This window comes from Spartinivicinus poritis (genome assembly GCF_028858535.1).
Lineage (GTDB): Bacteria > Pseudomonadota > Gammaproteobacteria > Pseudomonadales > Zooshikellaceae > Spartinivicinus > Spartinivicinus poritis.
Genome location: NZ_JAPMOU010000002.1, coordinates 166172 through 183744, shown reverse-complemented (window position 1 = coordinate 183744; position 17573 = coordinate 166172). Strand labels below are relative to the sequence as shown.

12 protein-coding genes are annotated in these 17573 nt (G+C 43.4%); 3 read left to right on the top strand and 9 right to left on the bottom strand.

Annotated elements, in window-relative coordinates; translation table 11 throughout:
- Window positions 1-87: 87 nt before the first annotated feature.
- The 4 genes from arsJ to ORQ98_RS02305 form a co-directional block, all read right to left on the bottom strand.
- Complete coding sequence (gene arsJ, locus ORQ98_RS02320; protein WP_274687165.1) at window positions 88-1323, bottom strand: organoarsenical effux MFS transporter ArsJ; 1236 nt, start codon at window positions 1321-1323, stop codon at window positions 88-90.
- Between the two features lie 7 nt (window positions 1324-1330).
- The gene (locus tag ORQ98_RS02315) at window positions 1331-2332 is read right to left on the bottom strand and encodes an ArsJ-associated glyceraldehyde-3-phosphate dehydrogenase (protein WP_274687164.1); all 1002 of its coding nucleotides are present in this window, start codon (window positions 2330-2332) and stop codon (window positions 1331-1333) included.
- A 118-nt stretch (window positions 2333-2450) separates the two neighbouring features.
- Window positions 2451-2795, bottom strand: a complete 345-nt coding sequence (locus ORQ98_RS02310; protein ID WP_274687163.1) for a metalloregulator ArsR/SmtB family transcription factor — start codon at window positions 2793-2795, stop codon at window positions 2451-2453.
- A 156-nt stretch (window positions 2796-2951) separates the two neighbouring features.
- The gene (locus tag ORQ98_RS02305; RefSeq protein WP_274687162.1) at window positions 2952-3656 is read right to left on the bottom strand and encodes a type 2 periplasmic-binding domain-containing protein; all 705 of its coding nucleotides are present in this window, start codon (window positions 3654-3656) and stop codon (window positions 2952-2954) included.
- Window positions 3657-4315: 659 nt separating this feature from the next.
- Between ORQ98_RS02305 and ORQ98_RS02300 the strand changes: the two genes are divergently transcribed.
- A complete protein-coding gene (locus ORQ98_RS02300) occupies window positions 4316-5320 on the top strand; it encodes a DNA-binding protein (RefSeq protein ID WP_274687161.1) in 1005 nt (334 codons plus the stop codon).
- Window positions 5321-5338: 18 nt separating this feature from the next.
- Here ORQ98_RS02300 and ORQ98_RS02295 read toward each other — a convergent pair whose 3' ends face one another.
- Window positions 5339-6253, bottom strand: coding sequence for a cation diffusion facilitator family transporter (locus tag ORQ98_RS02295; RefSeq protein ID WP_274687160.1), 915 nt, complete (start codon window positions 6251-6253; stop codon window positions 5339-5341).
- A gap of 129 nt (window positions 6254-6382) precedes the next feature.
- Between ORQ98_RS02295 and ORQ98_RS02290 the strand changes: the two genes are divergently transcribed.
- On the top strand, window positions 6383-7714 hold the full coding sequence (locus ORQ98_RS02290; protein ID WP_274687159.1) for an ArsB/NhaD family transporter: 1332 nt from the start codon (window positions 6383-6385) through the stop codon (window positions 7712-7714).
- Between the two features lie 88 nt (window positions 7715-7802).
- Window positions 7803-10274, top strand: coding sequence for a DUF1631 family protein (locus ORQ98_RS02285; RefSeq protein WP_274687158.1), 2472 nt, complete (start codon window positions 7803-7805; stop codon window positions 10272-10274).
- Window positions 10275-10442: 168 nt separating this feature from the next.
- Here ORQ98_RS02285 and ORQ98_RS02280 read toward each other — a convergent pair whose 3' ends face one another.
- The 4 genes from ORQ98_RS02280 to metH all read right to left on the bottom strand — a co-directional run bounded on the left by ORQ98_RS02280 (window position 10443) and on the right by metH (window position 17481).
- Window positions 10443-11204: a substrate-binding periplasmic protein gene (locus ORQ98_RS02280; protein WP_274687157.1), complete on the bottom strand. Its 762-nt coding sequence runs from the start codon at window positions 11202-11204 to the stop codon at window positions 10443-10445.
- A 153-nt stretch (window positions 11205-11357) separates the two neighbouring features.
- The gene (locus tag ORQ98_RS02275) at window positions 11358-12494 is read right to left on the bottom strand and encodes an aminopeptidase (protein WP_274687156.1); all 1137 of its coding nucleotides are present in this window, start codon (window positions 12492-12494) and stop codon (window positions 11358-11360) included.
- On the bottom strand, window positions 12448-13770 hold the full coding sequence (locus ORQ98_RS02270; RefSeq protein WP_274687155.1) for an MATE family efflux transporter: 1323 nt from the start codon (window positions 13768-13770) through the stop codon (window positions 12448-12450). The genes ORQ98_RS02275 and ORQ98_RS02270 overlap by 47 nt, the downstream gene beginning before the upstream one ends.
- 12 nt (window positions 13771-13782) lie before the next feature.
- A complete protein-coding gene (gene metH / locus ORQ98_RS02265; RefSeq protein WP_274687154.1) occupies window positions 13783-17481 on the bottom strand; it encodes a methionine synthase in 3699 nt (1232 codons plus the stop codon).
- Window positions 17482-17573: the final 92 nt, after the last annotated feature.

Genomic DNA, 17573 nt, shown 5'->3' with positions numbered 1-17573 from the left:
GGATTCAAATTTTACACTAAAATTCAAACAGTGGCTGTTACCAAATTATTTTTCAGTAAATTAATTTATTGTTGATATTATTTTCTATTAATTAGTTGCTCTAGTTTTCCTGGGTGCATGGGTAGGCAGTGCAATCGAAATAGCGGCAGTCATACCAATAAACAGTGCTGATAACCATAAACAAGCTGTTAGTCCGGCGGTTTGGTAAATCCAGCCTGATAGTACAGTGCCAATAAGCCGTCCCATTGCATTTGCCATGTAATAGAAACCCACATCAAGGGATACGCCATCTTCACTGGCATAACTCACAATCAAATAACTGTGCAGAGATGAGTTAATGGCAAATAATCCTCCAAAGAGCAGTAGCCCTCCCAATAACCCTGCTAAAGGGTAAATGTTGAAGGTAAGCGACAGTGCGATCAATACAGGAGTAGTCGATAATATAGCAGCCCATAGCAACGCGGTTTTACCATCGGGCACATGCTGGGAATCTTTACCCGTCAGCTTGGGAGCAATAGACTGAACCACCCCATAGCCAATGATCCATAACGCCAAAAAGCCGCCCACATGCCAATGATCCCAGCCAAAAGTAACGGCTAAGTACACCGGTAGTGCAACGACAAACCAAACATCACGGGCACCAAATAAAAATAATCGTGCTGCTGACAGTGCATTAACCGCCCGGCTTTTTGAGAAAATATCGCTGAATTTAGGTTTGCTAGAAGCTTTCCCTAAGTCCTTCTTCAGCATGACCAGGCTAAACAACCAAACCAGCGCTAACAAGATAGCCATAACTAAAATAGCCTGTTGAAAACCCAGCAGGGTGAGTAAAGCGCCCCCTAAAAAGAAGCCTGCACCTTTGAGTGTGTTTTTAGAGCCGGTCAGAAGAGCGACCCATTTATAAAGCGTGCTTTGCGCATTGTTTGGTACTAACAGTTTAATGGCGCTTTTGGCGCTCATTTTGTTCAGGTCTTTTGCAATACCTGATAACGCTTGTGCAGCCATAACCCAAGGAACAGTCAGCCAACTGGTTGGCACCAGCAGCATACTTAAAGCAACGACTTGCATGGCCAAGCCAATATTCATGGTTTTATTTAAGCCAAGAAAGGCACCCAACCAGCCACCCACTAAATTGGTGACCACGCCAAAAAACTCGTAAAACAAAAACAGCAAGGCTATTTCAAGTGGGGTGTAACCTAGCCCATGAAAGTGGAGCACAACCAGCATTCGTAGTGCGCCATCGGTCAGGGTAAAAGCCCAGTAGTTGCTCGTAACCAGGAGATACTGGCGAACAGTAGGGGATAAGCTGGCTAATCCTCCCATTTGCGATCTACTCCTGGCCTACCATCTGCACCAGCTCTACTGTGCGGTTAACATAACCCCACTCGTTGTCATACCAGGCATAGATTTTCACTTGAGTATTATTTATGACCATTGTTGAGAGCGCATCAACAATGCTTGAACGAGGATCAGTTTTATAGTCAATTGAAACCAAGGGCCTCTCTTCAAACCCTAAAATTCCCTGTAACTCATTTTCAGCGGCTGACTTGAGTAACTGATTGACTTCGACTATGTCTGTCGCTTGCTCAACTTCGAAGACACAGTCCGTTAACGAGGCATTAGCCAAAGGAACACGCACAGCATGGCCGTTCAGCTTACCTGTTAATTCCGGAAAAATATGGGTGATTGCCGTGGCTGAGCCAGTTGTGGTTGGAATTAAACTCATACCGCAGGCTCGGGCACGCCGTAAGTCTTTATGGGGCGCATCGAGAATGGTTTGGGTATTGGTTAGGTCATGAATAGTGGTCATTGAGCCATGCTTGATACCTAGCTTTTCATGGATCACTTTAACCACTGGGGCTAAGCAGTTGGTGGTGCAGGAAGCTGCAGTCACAATTTGGTGCTGATTAGGATCGTATCGGTGGTGGTTAACCCCCATCACGATGTTTAAGACACCCGGCTCTTTAACTGGGGCTGTTACCACTACTCGTTTAACGCCTTGAGCTAAGAACGCTTCTAATTGGGCGGTTTGCTTCATTTTACCAGAAGCTTCAATGACCACATCACAGCCAGACCAGTCGGTATCACTGATAGCCTGGTTTTGAGTACAGGGGATACGCTGGTTACCCACTATAAGATCATTCCCTTCACTGGTTGCTTCATCATGCCAGCGGCCATGAACAGAATCGAAGTTCAGTAGGTGCGCTAACGTTGCTGCATCACCAGCAGGGTCATTGATATGCACAAACTCAATATCTTCCCTGTCAAACGCTGCTCTAAAAGACAGACGACCCATGCGGCCAAAGCCATTAATCCCCACTTTAATTGGCATACGTAACCTCTCTGTAATTAATAAGTAGCAGAAAACTGTTGTTTGGTACGGTTAGCGAAGCAGTAGATGAGCACAGCTATATATGAATTTTCATATATAGCTAGGTAAAATTTTTTAGTTAGCAACAGGCGCTAACACGCTCTGGTCGGCTCCCCATCTTACGTAAGTTCTGTAAGTTTGCTTTTAAGAAGCCCTGGTTAGCTTCAGTGGTTTGCTGCAGCACAACCTTTGCCCAACTAGGCAAGTCAGGGTTAATCCGATAAAACACCCAAAGCCCTTGGCGGCGATCAAGCAACAGGTTGCACTGGCGGAGTTGCGCCAGGTGACGAGATACCTTTGGCTGAATTTCCTGTAAGGCTTCTGTCAGCTCACAGACGCATAGTTCGCCTTCTTGCGCAATGAGCATTAAGCAGCGAAGGCGTGTTTCATCTGACAAACACTTATAAAACTGAACAGGATTCATAACACAGTGCTTTATTGGTTAACTTATGGCTGCAATAGTAAGGCTAAAACTATATACGGTAAATAGTATATATGAAAAATCATATATCAATGTTGTTGAGTTGAAGAAGTTTGCTGGTCTGGTGTAGGAAGGGCAGTAGCAAGAAGAACAAGTTACCTAATTTATATTAGATATTACTACATTGGCATCTTTGATGAGTTCAACTGTGCTATTATTTTTTTTGCATAGAATGCTGTCCTCGTGTACAGAAACGGGGTTAGTAATATCGTGAGGAAAAGGGCTCAACTCTAATTGGTCAAATATTTTATAGGCATCTGGTACATAGGCGATAAAAGCATCTAGCCTATTATTTAAAACCATTATAATACTGTTTTTAATTGTTGGTAAAAACGTAAAATTAATACCTGAATTTGCTATTTTTTTTCCATAGGGCATACCGCTTCTGGCGCCAACGCGTAATGTTTGTAATTCACTGAGTGTGCTTATGACGTTGGTATTTGGCTTAGTAAAAATATATATTTTAGCTATATTCATTGGCTGGCTCTGCAAATAATTGTCTCCTGTGTATTGATAAAAATCGGTATTTTTATTGACTGGAGAAACACAGCAAATTAAGCATTTATCAAATAGACTATAAACTCTTTTAGGTGGGTATACTTTCATCTCAAAAGGGATTTCAGTCTTTATTAGCGAAATAATCTTATCATATCGCCCATTCCCATCAGCCTGATGCAAACCATCAATCTGAACAGCAAAAATGTCTACTTTTTCAGCACCTAAGGCACTATAAGATAATACACAGTAAAGGAGTATCGTTAAGTAAATCTGTTTAGTGTTGTTGGCTATCATGAGCGTATTCATTAACCCGTATTCATCCAGCCCAGCTTGTACTTAACAGAGTAGATGACCAAGGGCTACTAAAGCCATTCAATCCTAATGACATGGATACCTGTCCTTTTCGCCATAACTTGGCAAAAACGGCCCCTATCGCCTGAAAAAATAAAAAAATGCTGTTCGTTATATCTATGGCTGATAGGCACTATCCAGCTTTAAGCGTGAAGTCATTCAGCTATTACCTGCTGCTCCCCAGCTCATTTAACCCATAACCCAATCCAAATATCTCCGATAACTAATGTTATCGGAGATATTTGGATTTCCTTCGTATTATAATATCAATTATAGTATTACGTATTATGGTATTTGATATTATCGTATTCTGTACAAAACACAAAAAATGATAGATAATTCACAAAATTTGGTGGCTATCGCTGTTCTAAGGCTCATCTACCAGCAATAACAAAGCACTTAGAAGGAAAGTAAATGAGGACTGAACAACAGCTGATGAATGACAGCTACCTGGATAGCTGCAAAAGATAGAGAGAGTTAAAAGTCATCTAAGCGGTGAAGAAGCCTCTGCAGCAGGCCTCAAGACTAGCGGCAGACAAGTGCTCAATAGACTTTAGGCATAACGTACTGAGATATTCAGGCTAAACTGACTTAAGAAATAAAGGTAAATATAAGTGGCCAGTGTTGTAACAAAAGAAGCGGTCTTTGCCGCCTGTCGTCAGCTACAGACTGAACAAGGTCAAGTGAGGCAAGCAGATGTTCAAGCCATCACCGGGGGCTCTTTCTCAAAAATAGGTCCGTGGATTCAGGAATGGCGAGTGCTCGATGGACGGCTCTCGGGTCTTGAGCATTTAGACCACGAACTCTTGGCGGGTCTCAATAACTGGTGTCAGCAGCTAAAGCATAAATATCAGCAAGCTGCTGAAAAGAAAGTTGATGATTATCAAGAAGAAATTGAGTCTCTAAAAAGCCAATTGCAAAGCATCGCTGATGAAAAAGATACATTACAACAACAGGTAGAAAAATTAACCAATCAACTCAGTGATTTACGTGATACGGTCGCTGAGCGGGAGCGACACATTGATCGCAAACGCACCGAACTAAGCCAGTTGCGCACAGAACGACTGGAACTTAAGCAGCAACTGGAACAAGAGCAAGACAAGCGCAATGTGTTGCGAGAAGAAGTCGGGCAGCTGGTTGAAAAACATGAAGGAGACTTAAAAGCCCAGGAAGAACGACTGAAGGGCGAAGTTACTCGAATCAGTCAGATTTATGAAGGCAACGAGAATAAGCTTTACCAGCAGCTGGATGATCAGCGCCTGGCTTATAAGCAACTAGAGAAAAAGTCGGGTGATGAGCAGACCAAACTGCGCACTGAAGTAGGGGAGTTAGCAAAACAACTTCAAGAAATGGGTAACCAATTAGTTCGAGCTCAAGCAGAGCTGGTGGTAGCTAAAGAAACCCTCGAAGCCTCACAACACCGTGAAGACCACTTATTTAATCAGCAGGAAAAGCTCAGCCAACAGGTGGCTAATGAAAGGGCAAAAGCCCAACAAGCCGAAATTGCTTATGCCCAAGTTAAAGGTCAGCTTCACTTTTTAGAAGAGCGATGCGAACACCTAGAGCAACGACTTGAAGAAAATATGCTAAAGCAGATGGCCAAGGGGCATGCGGACTAGGGCCTGCTAACAGGCCCCCTAGTGCGAGTGGCTTGGGTGAGGCTCACAATCAAACTGCTCGCACTGATCGTACTCCAGCTGAACGGTAGCATGTTGAATGCCAAACTGCTGGTAAAGCCAGCGATGGATCGAGGCAAGTAACTTATCATGAGACTGGCTGCCATCAGCATGCACATGTAAGGTCACAACTATTTGCTGGCTGCCCAGCTGCCAAGCATGAATATGATGAACATTAATGACCCCAGTGAGCTCCTTGGGCATTTGCTGAGCAATTTGCTCTGTATCTACACTATTGGGTACTCCCTCTAGTAGCTCATGGCTGGTTTCTTTTAATAGTGACCAAGCACCACGCAATACAAGCAAGGAGACAACAACAGATAAGATTGGATCAATGGGAGTCCAGTCGGTGAGAATGATAATAATGGCAGCAACAATGGCAGCTGCAGAGCCCAATAAGTCGCCAAGCACATGTAAAGTAGCAGCACGAATATTGATATTATCTTGCTGACCGCGGTGTAATAGCCAAAAGGCAAAGAGGTTGACAGCAAACCCTACAATAGCGATAACCAGCATAGTGGGGCCCATGACAGGCTCTGGCTCAATAAATCGTTGCACAGCTTCAATGAAAATCCAGCCCACAATCAGTAACAGGCTGGCTGCATTAATAAAAGCGGCTAACGTTGTAAAACGTTGATAACCAAAGCTCCGTTTATTATCAGGTGTTCGCTTCGCCAGGCGAATGGCAGCTAATGCCAGGGCTAAAGCAAAACTATCTGTTAGCATATGGCCCGCATCAGCAATCAACGCCAATGAGCCAGAAATTAAACCCCCAATGACCTCAACAACCATAAAGCTGGTGGTAATTAAAAACGCAACAAGCAATACCCGAAAACCTGACCCGCTGGCATGGTCGTGATGACAGTGATGACTCATTTCAATACCTACAAACACATTCACTCATTACTTTAACTGATATATTCAGTGTAAACCCTGGAGTGAACTCTAGAGTCAATGGTAAAATAATAAAAACAATGGAAGTCACTTAAGCGATGGATAGCTCTTATGATTGATCACTTGACTGAACCAATGCTGGTTTCAGGGTTTATTTTAATACTGACTTTTTTTGGGATTTTCACTGAAAACTTTCATGGTATTGAGCGAGCCAAGTTTGCGATGGCGGGCGCGGGGAGCATTATTATTGCTGGGCAATTTTATGGCTTTTACTCACCACAACTAGCCGTTCAAGCCATTGATTGGAATGTGGTGTTTTTGTTAGCCATCATGATGATTATTGTGGCAATCATGATCAGTACTGGCGGCTTTGAATATTTAGCACACTACTTGGCGCAACAAAGTAAAGGCTCCCAGTTTCGATTGGTAATTATGCTGGGTACCGCCGTTACCGTAATTTCACTATTATTGGATAATGTAACCACCGTTATTATTTTTGGCCCACTGATTATTCTTATCTCTCGTACAATGGATGTTTCTCCCATTCCGTACTTATTAGCCGCCGCCTTGTTATCCGATACCGGTGGTGTGGCTACACTTGTCGGTGATCCTCCTAATTTAATGATTGGCTCCGCTGCGGGGATTAGCTTTAACACCTTTATTATCCATATGGGGCCTCCTGTGTTATTGGCATGGGTGGGCATTTTAATCGCACTTCGCTATTTATTTGCCAAAGAGCTTTCGGCTAACGTTAAGCATCAGTTCGATCATGCAGTGAAATATAAAAATCAAGCTCTTTGGCAAAAATGTATTTTTGTCATGGGCGTGATGGTGGTGTTATTTATTCTTCACCACACCATCGGCTGGGAGCCTTGGTTGGTAGCCGCTGCCTGCTTAACACTGCTCTTGTTTTTAGCCAAACACATTGAGCTGGAGCAAGTAACCAATTATTTAGAAACCCCGTTACTGATCTTTTTTATTTCCCTTTTTATAGTGATTGGTGGCGTTGAAAAAAGTGGCTTACTGGAAGTGGTTGGACAAACCTTTAAGCCATTAATAATCGAATCTCCATTAGTGGCTGCCTTAATATTACTGTGGGTAGCGGCTATTTTGTCAGCATTAATCGATAACATTCCTTTTACGGCCGCAATGATTCCTGTCTTAGCTGGGTTACAAACCGAAGGAGTGAATGTCAGCGTTATGTGGTGGGCATTAGCCATGGGTGTTGGAATGGGGGGGAATGGCTCTCATATAGGCTCAACGGCTAATGTTTACATTGTCACTATTTCGGAACGACTGGCTCGGGAGACAGGCAATCCTGAGCTGGCTATCACGCCAGGATTATGGGTTCGTAAAGGCACCCCAGCCATGATTATCACTCTGTTATTGTGCAGTCTATTTTTAGTAGGTGGTTATGACTTTTTATATATTGACTTAACCTAAATACGTAAAATCCAACAAATAAACGATGTTAGCCCTGACAATCGACGGTCTATAATAAGGTATTAGTTAAATTAATTGTAAATCACCCATGAAGCATCCTTCTGAGGGCAGTACAGTACCTGCGTTGATTACAAAACTACTGAGTGCTGCCAAAAAAGAAATTTTCCGCCAATATAATACCGTATTGGATGCTGTGCAGGAGCAACTTGATCAGCTGGGGCAAGACTCCGACGACTATTTGCAACTAGCGGATGAACTCTGTAAAAAACGCCCGACGATGGTTAGTGCCTTTTCAGCCCGCTGGCAAGTCTTTGAAAAAGAGCTAATTCAACCAACGCAAGCGTACAGCCAGCCATTAAAAGGGAATAGCTTCAGTTTAGTCAGTGATGATGACCTAGAAGAGAAGCTGGTTGTGCAACGGCTGATTGCAAACAGCTTAAGTGCATTCAATTTTGTCATGATACCCATTACCAGTGGCTTTTCCCAAGCCATGCCTGATGCGGATATTACCCAAGCCCAAATCCCATTTTTCCCTCAATGTGTTGGAGAGTGTTTGCAAGAAAGCCTGACAAAAGCCAAATTAAGTAGCACTCTCGATCAAATCTTACGAAAACAGTTTCGTGATAAGCTATTACCTAACTTTAAGCATTTGTATATTGGTATTAGAAAACAGTTAGAAAATAGTGGTTTCATCCTTGAAGAAGCGCCTGCTCGAGAGCGCGAAGAATCACTATCAGGAGAGCAGGGGGCATCAACTGGAAGTCGACTGATAGAAGTACCAGAAGACTTTGACTTGAACATACTAGAACTACTCCAATCAACGGACATTACTTCATTGCTGGGGAGCGATAATTTTGAAAAGCCCAGTTTATCCAATGTACCGGCTGGCATAGGTGACGATAAATCAATTATTACCATCTCAAATAAAGACGTAGATAATATGCTGGAGGTGATTCAAAACACAACAAAACTCAAAGACAGTGCTGACATGCCAGATATCCATCAAACCTTGGCGGAAAATCTTCAACGTAGTTCATCTGACACCCAGTATAGTGTTATGAGTCACTCGGGTGAAAATATTATTAATCTGGCAGCATTAATGTTTGATTTTATTCAAAATGATCAAGGTATTCCTGCCATTGTGTCAGCACTGCTCATGCAGTTGCAAATTCCCTATATGCGTTTGGCTTTGTCAGATGCAGACTTATTTATTGATCAAGAGCATCCTGCTAAAACCTTGCTGAATAATTTAACTGAAATCAGTTATCGAGTAACATCCCCTGACTCAGAGGCATTCAATATTATCAATGATTGTGTTAATGAGCTCACTCATAATTTTACTACCAATAAAGAACAGATGACATCATTAGCCAGTAAAACATCTGACTTTCTTACACATTTGGTTGAATCAGCAAGCGCTCAGGAATTATCCCTTACTGAGCAAGCGCGTATAGAGACTGAGCAAGAAGAGCGCGTCAGAGAAGCAGAAGCAGCGGTTAAGGAGCTTGTTGCTACCCCTATCAGTAAAATGAAAAAGCCAATGTTTTTTCACTTATTGCTAGAAAAAGTATGGTCGAAAGTTTTATATACCTCTTTTATAAAATACTTACCGTTGAGTGATGAAAGAGCAGAAGTTGTTGAGATCTTTAATAAAATTCTTTGGTCAACGGGAGCAGGTGAAAGCACGCTACAAAAAAGTGAACTAATGCGTGCGTTGCCAAAGATTGTTAAGGGGATTGAAAAAGTCTTCACTGACTGCCAAATTGATGAGCTGATTCAAAGCCATTTTATGGAGCAACTTAAAGATATTCACTTATCATTTATTAAAAAAGCAGATGGGCAGTTTATTAGCTCATCGAATAAAACAACAGAAGAAACGGATGTTTCTGAAAGTAATGTGCAAGCAAAAGAAATTATTACTCAACTTGCTGAAGAGCAAGCCGCTCAGGAAAAGCTGAAGCAGCAGCAAAAACGAGCAAAACTAGCAGAGAAAATACAACAAGCCGTTGGACATGATTATCAACAACTCAATCAAGCTACAAATGTAGTACAAACAAGCAATGAAGCCTTAGAGGCTATAGAGGAGAGCCTTTCTTCCATTGAGGCAGAATCAGTTGTTGCTACTGAAGAACCTAAAGTTGATGAAGAAGAGAAAACAACAGAAACAAGTTCTGATGAGCCTCTTGAGTTTTCATTTACCCCAACCCAGTCAGTAAACAGCCAAAAGCCTGACGTTGCCGCATCGCCTGTCACTGAAGAAACGCCTGATCGTTTGTCAATGGCAGAAAGCATTAGTCTGGTTAATAAAGTGCGTACGGGCACTCGGATGAATTACATGATCAAAGGGGAGTTTACTCGCTGTAAGGTCGCTTTCCATTCAGCCAGTCTTGAAAAATATATTTTTACTGATAATCATGGCTTTAAATTATTTGAGCGGTCTAGGGCTGATTTATTGGTGGACATTCAAAATGGGTTTGCCAAAATACTGGATAATCAACCAACGTTTGATCGTGCTTTAGAGTCAGTTGTTGCTAATATTCGACAACATCGCAGCAGCTGAAAAAAGAGATAGACACCATTAAGGAAGTGCGTCGCTCACAGAAGTATTTAACCAAGGCTTTCAAAAAACAAAAGAAAATGGCAGATATCAAGAAATTATTGCTGCTTATAACTTAAACGATCAATAGTTGTTACGCTACCAGCTTTCACCTTAACTCAATAGCCATTGTTATAGAGGAATATTATATTTTTGTAATATTTCTGTGTAGCGAGGAGTTTGTTTAAACTCTGACAGAGCTTGATTAAAATCATCCAGCATTTCTTTACCGCGATGATCATTTTTATTGATTAATAAATGAAGTTTGCGAGAGGATAAAGGTTTCTTCAACGATGCAAATTTATCAACATCGCTGGGAAATTCACTTTTAATCAGATCCCATGTCACCAGCTCCGCTAACGGGAGGAAATCATAATTGCCTTTTTTTATTTCACGAACAGCCTCTTTTTCATCTTTTGCTAGTTTGACATTTAAGCCTGCATTACGCAGGGTTTTTTCATCCGCATAGCCATTGGGGATAATAAATGTATATTGACTTAAGTCAGATAGCTTTTGCCACTGGTGAGGGGGTTGCTTCTGCTTACTCCTAAGGTAAAAGAAAACATTTTTAGATTCTGCGACAGGATCAGAATAGGTATAGTATCGATCACGCTTTTTAGTATGCCCATAGGGAAAAATCGCTTTAACTTTACTATAGCGCAACAGAGCCTCACAACGACGCCAGGGCATAAATTTATATATGGGCCTAATGCCAATTTTAGATAAGGTTTCTGTAATGATTTCAGTAACGTAGCCTTTACCTTCGACAGTGTTTGTTACATAGGGCTTCCATTCACCGGTCGCTATAGTGATGGCATTACGGTCAATTGCGAAGCTGAAGCAGGAAAACAGAATACAGCTTAGGTAGAGAACGTGCTTCAGAGGTGATGGCATTATAATTATCCTCTATCGCTCTTAAATTATGTTTATGTGATAAGTTTTATTGATTTATTAATGAAATTAATAGTTATTGTTTTATCATCATAAAAGTAGAGCTTTTAAATGACCAGTAATCCTTTAGAAAGATTTAGCATAATAAAAGTGTAATTATTCGATTGGGTTGTTTGATGATGAAGCAGAAGGGGCTAAAGCCAGTAGTTTATTTTGCCGCTGCTGGTAGGATTGTTGGGCCAGTTGCTGACAGGCTGACATAAATGCCCCAAGATCACGTTGGTGCTGTTCATACAATGAGAGTAAAGCAGGCACCCAACGGTAATAGGTGGCAACTGTTGCCAGTTTGGCATTATTTAACTGACTGCTTATCCAATGGTCATAATAAGGTTGGTTATGCCATTGTTGTTGCCTTTTTTGCTGATAATCTGCTTTTAACTTAGCCAACAGTTGCTGCTTTTTATTTGTCATTACCGAAGCAGACAACGGCTGTTGATACAATTGCTCAAGTTGGTCACGGTATTTCAATAACCAGCGGCTAAACTCAAGATCAAACCGATAACGTTGTCTTAAGCGGTCTACAGCTTGCGGCTGACGATCCATAAACCACCGCTCAACACCGACAATAGCCATGGTGGTTGCTAGGCTTTCATTAAAATCCACATCATCCTTAACATACAACCAGCGATGGGTAAGCTCATGGAAAATCAAGTTAGCCAGCTCTAGCTCTGGATAATAAATGAAAGTATTGAGTAAAGGATCATCAAACAAGCCTAACGTAGAATAGGCTTTAATCCCTGCGACATACGTATCATAGCCTTCTGTATCAAGCTGCTTGGCTTCTTGTTGGGCGGCTTGCTCAGAAAAATAGCCGCGATAACTCAGACAACCTAACCAGGGATAACACCATTGATAAGGTTGCGTAGAAAATGATGGGGCAGCAAATACATTCCACACCACAAAAGGACGCTGAGTATCGGTATATGTTTGAAAATTACCATTAACTGGGAGCTTCAGGTTATTTTTGGCAAATGAGGTTAACTGTTGTGCTAACTGCAACTGTCGTTTGAGCACTAGGGGCGTCTGTTCATTATCAACCAGCTCAGCCACTGGCTCACGGTGGTTAATCAGTTGCCACTGGCCTTGCCAGGCCTGTTGGTAATAGCGAAACTCGCTACATCCGGTCAGCAATAACAATAAAGGTAACGATAGGCCAGTGATTGCACTTAATAGCCAGCGTTGCTTGCTAAAGCCTGATTTTTTGCCACTTCCGCTGATACCAAATCCAGCCATAAATTGATGAGTTCATTAACCGTTGGAACGCTTGTAAACACCAAATACCCACTAAACCATAGCCAAGAAAAGGGCCTATGATGGCCGCCAGGGGTAGAAATATTAACCACTGACTGGACAGGTTAACCGCCATGACTGTTTTGTTGGCGCCCGCTCCAATTAATGCCTGGGATAAAACCAAGGCAGCGGCATCAACAACCATCATGATTCCGGTAATTTGTAATGGGGTTACTCCCATTGCAATAACTTCAGGGGCTTTAAGAAAAATACGTAAAATAAGCTCAGGCCAAATAATAAAGGGGGCACCTAATAAAATTAAGATGCCAGCTGATACTTTGACCACATCCCACCCCCATTGATAGGCATCCTCTTTTGCTTTGCGACCAATGGCCTGGCTGACCAATGAAGTAGCCGCCATTCCCAAGCCTACTCCCGGTAAAATTAAAAACAGCGCCAGACTGATTAATACATGGGCTACAGCAAGCTGATGGGTACCCACCAAACTAATAATCCAAAATAAGACCGTTACACCTAAAGCAAACAACACTTGTTGTAGTGAGTGGGGCCAAGATAAGCTAATTATTTGGCGAATGGCGACTGGATCAGGCCAGCGCAGTTGCCAGTGGTAACCTTGTCGGCCTCGCCAACACAGCCAGGCATAAATAGCACTGCCAATATAGAGGGATAGCGTAGTGCCAAGCCCAGCACCAGTCACCCCCATAGCGGGTAAGCCTGCTACCCCAAAAATCAGGCAATAGCTAATGACAACATTCAGTACATGCATCACCAGTAAGGCTTGCAAATACACCATGGACTGACTGATGCCATTCCAAAAGCCTCGAAAGCAGAAATTTAAGGCAACCCCAAACATCCCCAATACCCTGGCTTGAAAATAGGGGGTAGCTGCTTCGGCTACAGTGGTATCTGCATTTAACCAGTGAATAAAAAATGGGCCTAATAGAAATAGCAGCAAGCTCACTGGAAGAGCTACCAGCAGTGACAACCATAAGCCTGCCATTACAGGGCTTGGGGTGCTTTTTACCGCGCCTTCTCCAACCCGACGCGCTACCAGGGTTTGCACCCCTGAAGATAAGCCGATTAAGCAAGCGACACAGATAAAGTTGACATAACTGCCAAAGCCAACACCAGCCAGGGCAACCTCACCCAGTGAGCCCACCATGGCAGCATCCACTAGGTTCAGAAGGCTTTGTGACATCATTGCCCCCATAATGGGTAGGCCCAGCGCCAGCAATGCCTTCAATCGAGATGGACTCATAGGCTAAAACCCTTATTTAGGGTCATAGCTCAGATTGGGGGCTAACCAGCGTTCCACTTCAGAAATGGTCATGCCTTTACGTTCGGCGTAACTGGCCACTTGGTCCTGGTCAATTTTACCCACCGCAAAATATTTTGAGTCTGGATGGGAGAAATACCAGCCACTGACGGCAGCAGCAGGGAACATGGCATAATGCTCTGTTAACCTCACATCAATGTTGGCTTCTGCGTCTAACAGCTTGAATAGCGTAGCTTTTTCAGTGTGGTCAGGGCAGGCAGGATAGCCAGGGGCAGGGCGAATACCTTGATAGCGTTCTTTTATCAGCTCTTCATTAGAAAAACGTTCGGCTGAGCTATAGCCCCAAAATTCCTCCCGAACCCGTTGGTGCATATGCTCAGCAAAGGCTTCTGCCAGCCGGTCAGCGAGGATTTTCACCATAATACTGTTGTAGTCGTCATGCTTTTCTTCATAGGACTTGGCTAGCTCTTCTGCACCAATCCCTGCCGTAACCACAAAACCACCCACATAATCAGTGACTCCACTGTCTGCTGGGGCAACGTAATCCGCTAAACACATGTTGGGCTTGCCAGGGATTTTATCTACCTGCTGACGTAAGTGGTGGAGGGAAGCCAACTGATCTTGCTTATTGATATCCGTGTAGAGTGCAACATCATCATGATTAACCTGATTAGCTGGCCAAAAGCCTATAACGGCCCTAGCTTTAATTAATTTTTGCTCAATGATTTGCTTAAGCATTTTCTGTGCATCATTAAATAAATTGGTTGCTGCTTCGCCCACTACTTCGTCACTGAGGATTTTTGGGTATTTACCTGCGAGATCCCAACCAATAAAAAATGGGGTCCAATCAATAAAGTCCACCAGCTTTTCCAGCGGATAATCATCAAAGATTTTAGCGCCCGTAAAACTAGGGGTAGGGGGCGTATAGTTTTGCCAGTCTAATGTTAACTTTCGTTCTGGTAATTGCGCATAGGGAACCGGGCCTGCTTTTGGCTTGCGATTAGCATTACGCTCTCTAATGGTGGTGTATTCTTCGCGCCGTGCTTGGACAAAGGCTGGATTTAACTCATTGCTCAGTAGATGAGTGGCTACATTGACACAACGGGAAGCATCCGGCACATACACCGTTGCCCCTTCATATTGAGGTTCAATTTTAACAGCGGTATGAGCTTTGGAAGTAGTAGCACCACCAATCAATAATGGAATGGTAAAGCCTTGGCGCTGCATTTCCTTGGCAACATGGACCATTTCATCCAAGGAAGGGGTAATCAGACCACTTAACCCAATCATGTCTACTTGTTCTTGTTGAGCTGTTTGGAGGATTTTTTCACAGGGCACCATTACTCCTAAGTCGATGACATCGTAGTTATTACACTGCAGCACTACACCGACAATATTTTTGCCGATATCATGAACATCGCCTTTAACCGTAGCCATTAACACTTTGCCTTTAGACTTGGCTGTATCGCCTTTTTCCGCTTCAATAAATGGCACTAGGTGGGCAACCGCTTGCTTCATGACACGAGCACTTTTTACTACTTGAGGCAGGAACATTTTTCCTTCACCAAACAGGTCTCCCACCACGCCCATACCATCCATTAAGGGGCCTTCAATCACTTCAATGGGGCGACTAGCTGCTTGGCGGGCTTCTTCAGTGTCTTCAACAATAAACTGGTTGATGCCTTTTACCAGAGCATGTTCTAACCGTTTAGCCACTGGCCAACTGCGCCAGGCTAAATTTTCTTCTTGCTTAGCAGCTCCATCGCCCTTGAATTGCTCAGCAACAGTTAATAAGGCTTCTGTCGCATCAGGGTGCTTATTAAGTACCACATCTTCTACTTTTGCTTTTAGCTCAGTAGGAATATCTTCATAAATCGCCAGCTGACCTGCATTTACAATCCCCATGGTTAAGCCGGCTTTAATCGCATGGTAAAGAAAGACTGCATGGATAGCTTCCCGCACCGGATTGTTACCCCGGAATGAGAATGACACATTACTAACACCACCAGAAATCATGGCATGGGGCAGGTTCTGTTTGATGTATTGAGTGGCTTCAAAAAAGTCGACGGCGTAGTTATTGTGTTCTTCTATGCCAGTCGCGATGGCAAAAATATTCGGGTCAAAAATAATATCCTGGGGAGGGAAGCCCACTTTATCCACCAGCACATCGTATGAGCGCTTACAGATTTCTTTTTTTCGCTCAGCGGTATCTGCCTGGCCAGTTTCATCAAAAGCCATCACGACCACGGCGGCACCATAGCGCCGACAGAGAGTGGCTTTTTCGATAAAGTCAGCTTCGCCTTCTTTTAAACTGATCGAGTTAACCACGGGTTTGCCCTGAATACATTTCAGGCCTGCTTCAATGACTTCCCACTTAGAGGAATCCACCATGATCGGCACCCGGCTGATATCTGGCTCAGAGGCAATTAAATTCATGAAGGTAATCATCGCCTGCTTAGAATCCAGCATCCCTTCATCCATGTTGACATCAATGATTTGCGCACCATTTTCAACCTGCTGACGAGCCACTTCTAATGCCGTTTCATAGTCTTCTTCGCGAATTAACCGGGCAAACCGGGCTGAGCCGGTAATATTGGTTCGCTCTCCCACATTCACAAACAGTGACTCAGAGCTGATGGTTAATGGTTCCAAACCACTTAATCGGCAGGCCACAGGTAGGTCGGGAATACGGCGAGGAGGGTACTTGGCCATGGTATCAGCAATGGCCTTGATGTGAGCCGGTGTGGTGCCACAGCAACCACCGATAATATTCAGAAAACCACTTTGCGCAAACTCCTCAACAATCTGGCTCATATCTTCAGGAGTTTCATCATATTCGCCAAACTCGTTAGGCAGCCCTGCATTGGGATGAGCACTAACATAGGTATTGGCTTTATTGGCTAGCTCTTCGACATAGGGGCGTAACTCTTTGGCACCTAACGCACAGTTTAAGCCGACGCTGATTGGATTGGCATGGGCGATGGAGTTCCAGAATGCCTCGGTGGTTTGGCCAGATAAGGTTCTTCCTGAAGCGTCGGTGATGGTGCCTGAAATCATAATAGGCAGCTCAAGACCCAGCTGATCAAAGGTCTGCTGCACTGCAAAGATAGCTGCTTTACAGTTGAGGGTATCAAATACAGTTTCGATCAAAATGATATCAGCTCCACCTCTGATCAAGGCTTCGGTGGCTTCACAATAATTTTCGACTAACTGATCAAAGGTGACATTACGAAAGCCTGGGTTGTTAACATCAGGGGAAATTGTCGCTGTCCGGCTGGTTGGGCCTAAGACGCCAGCAACAAATCGTGGTTTATCCGGTGTTTTGGTCGTCATTTCATCGGCCGCTTGGCGGGCCAACCTGGCAGAGCTTTCATTAATTTCTTGGACTAACGGCTCCAGCTGGTAATCAGCTTGGGAAACCTGAGTAGCATTAAAGGTGTTGGTTTCTATGATATCAGCACCAGCTTCCAAATAAGCGAGGTGAATAGACTTGATAATTTCAGGCTGGGTGATGGATAACAGGTCGTTATTACCTTTTACTTCCTGAGTTAAGTCAGCAAACCTGTCTCCACGATAATCAGCTTCTTCCAGTTGGTGAGACTGAATCATCGTGCCCATTGCACCATCAAGAATTAAAATTCGATCAGCCAGGGCTTGTTTGAGTTGTGCTATACGTGGATTTTCCAAAGCCATGCAGGTTTCCTGAAGCGATTAGTCATTACGAAAATAAGTTGCTGGGCAATCATAGCAGAAATAAGTTGTTGATTGATAACAGCTTAAGATAT

What these genes read in the sequence shown, in the direction of transcription:
- ORQ98_RS02305 (WP_274687162.1), bottom strand. Translation starts at nt 3,656, where the DNA reads ATGAATACGCTCATGATAGCCAACAACACTAAACAGATTTACTTAACG.
- ORQ98_RS02275 (WP_274687156.1), bottom strand. Translation starts at nt 12,494, where the DNA reads ATGGCTGGATTTGGTATCAGCGGAAGTGGCAAAAAATCAGGCTTTAGC.
- ORQ98_RS02310 (WP_274687163.1), bottom strand. Translation starts at nt 2,795, where the DNA reads ATGAATCCTGTTCAGTTTTATAAGTGTTTGTCAGATGAAACACGCCTT.
- ORQ98_RS02290 (WP_274687159.1), top strand. Translation starts at nt 6,383, where the DNA reads ATGATTGATCACTTGACTGAACCAATGCTGGTTTCAGGGTTTATTTTA.
- ORQ98_RS02280 (WP_274687157.1), bottom strand. Translation starts at nt 11,204, where the DNA reads ATGCCATCACCTCTGAAGCACGTTCTCTACCTAAGCTGTATTCTGTTT.
- arsJ (WP_274687165.1), bottom strand. Translation starts at nt 1,323, where the DNA reads ATGGGAGGATTAGCCAGCTTATCCCCTACTGTTCGCCAGTATCTCCTG.
- metH (WP_274687154.1), bottom strand. Translation starts at nt 17,481, where the DNA reads ATGGCTTTGGAAAATCCACGTATAGCACAACTCAAACAAGCCCTGGCT.
- ORQ98_RS02270 (WP_274687155.1), bottom strand. Translation starts at nt 13,770, where the DNA reads ATGAGTCCATCTCGATTGAAGGCATTGCTGGCGCTGGGCCTACCCATT.
- ORQ98_RS02295 (WP_274687160.1), bottom strand. Translation starts at nt 6,253, where the DNA reads ATGAGTCATCACTGTCATCACGACCATGCCAGCGGGTCAGGTTTTCGG.
- ORQ98_RS02315 (WP_274687164.1), bottom strand. Translation starts at nt 2,332, where the DNA reads ATGCCAATTAAAGTGGGGATTAATGGCTTTGGCCGCATGGGTCGTCTG.
- ORQ98_RS02285 (WP_274687158.1), top strand. Translation starts at nt 7,803, where the DNA reads ATGAAGCATCCTTCTGAGGGCAGTACAGTACCTGCGTTGATTACAAAA.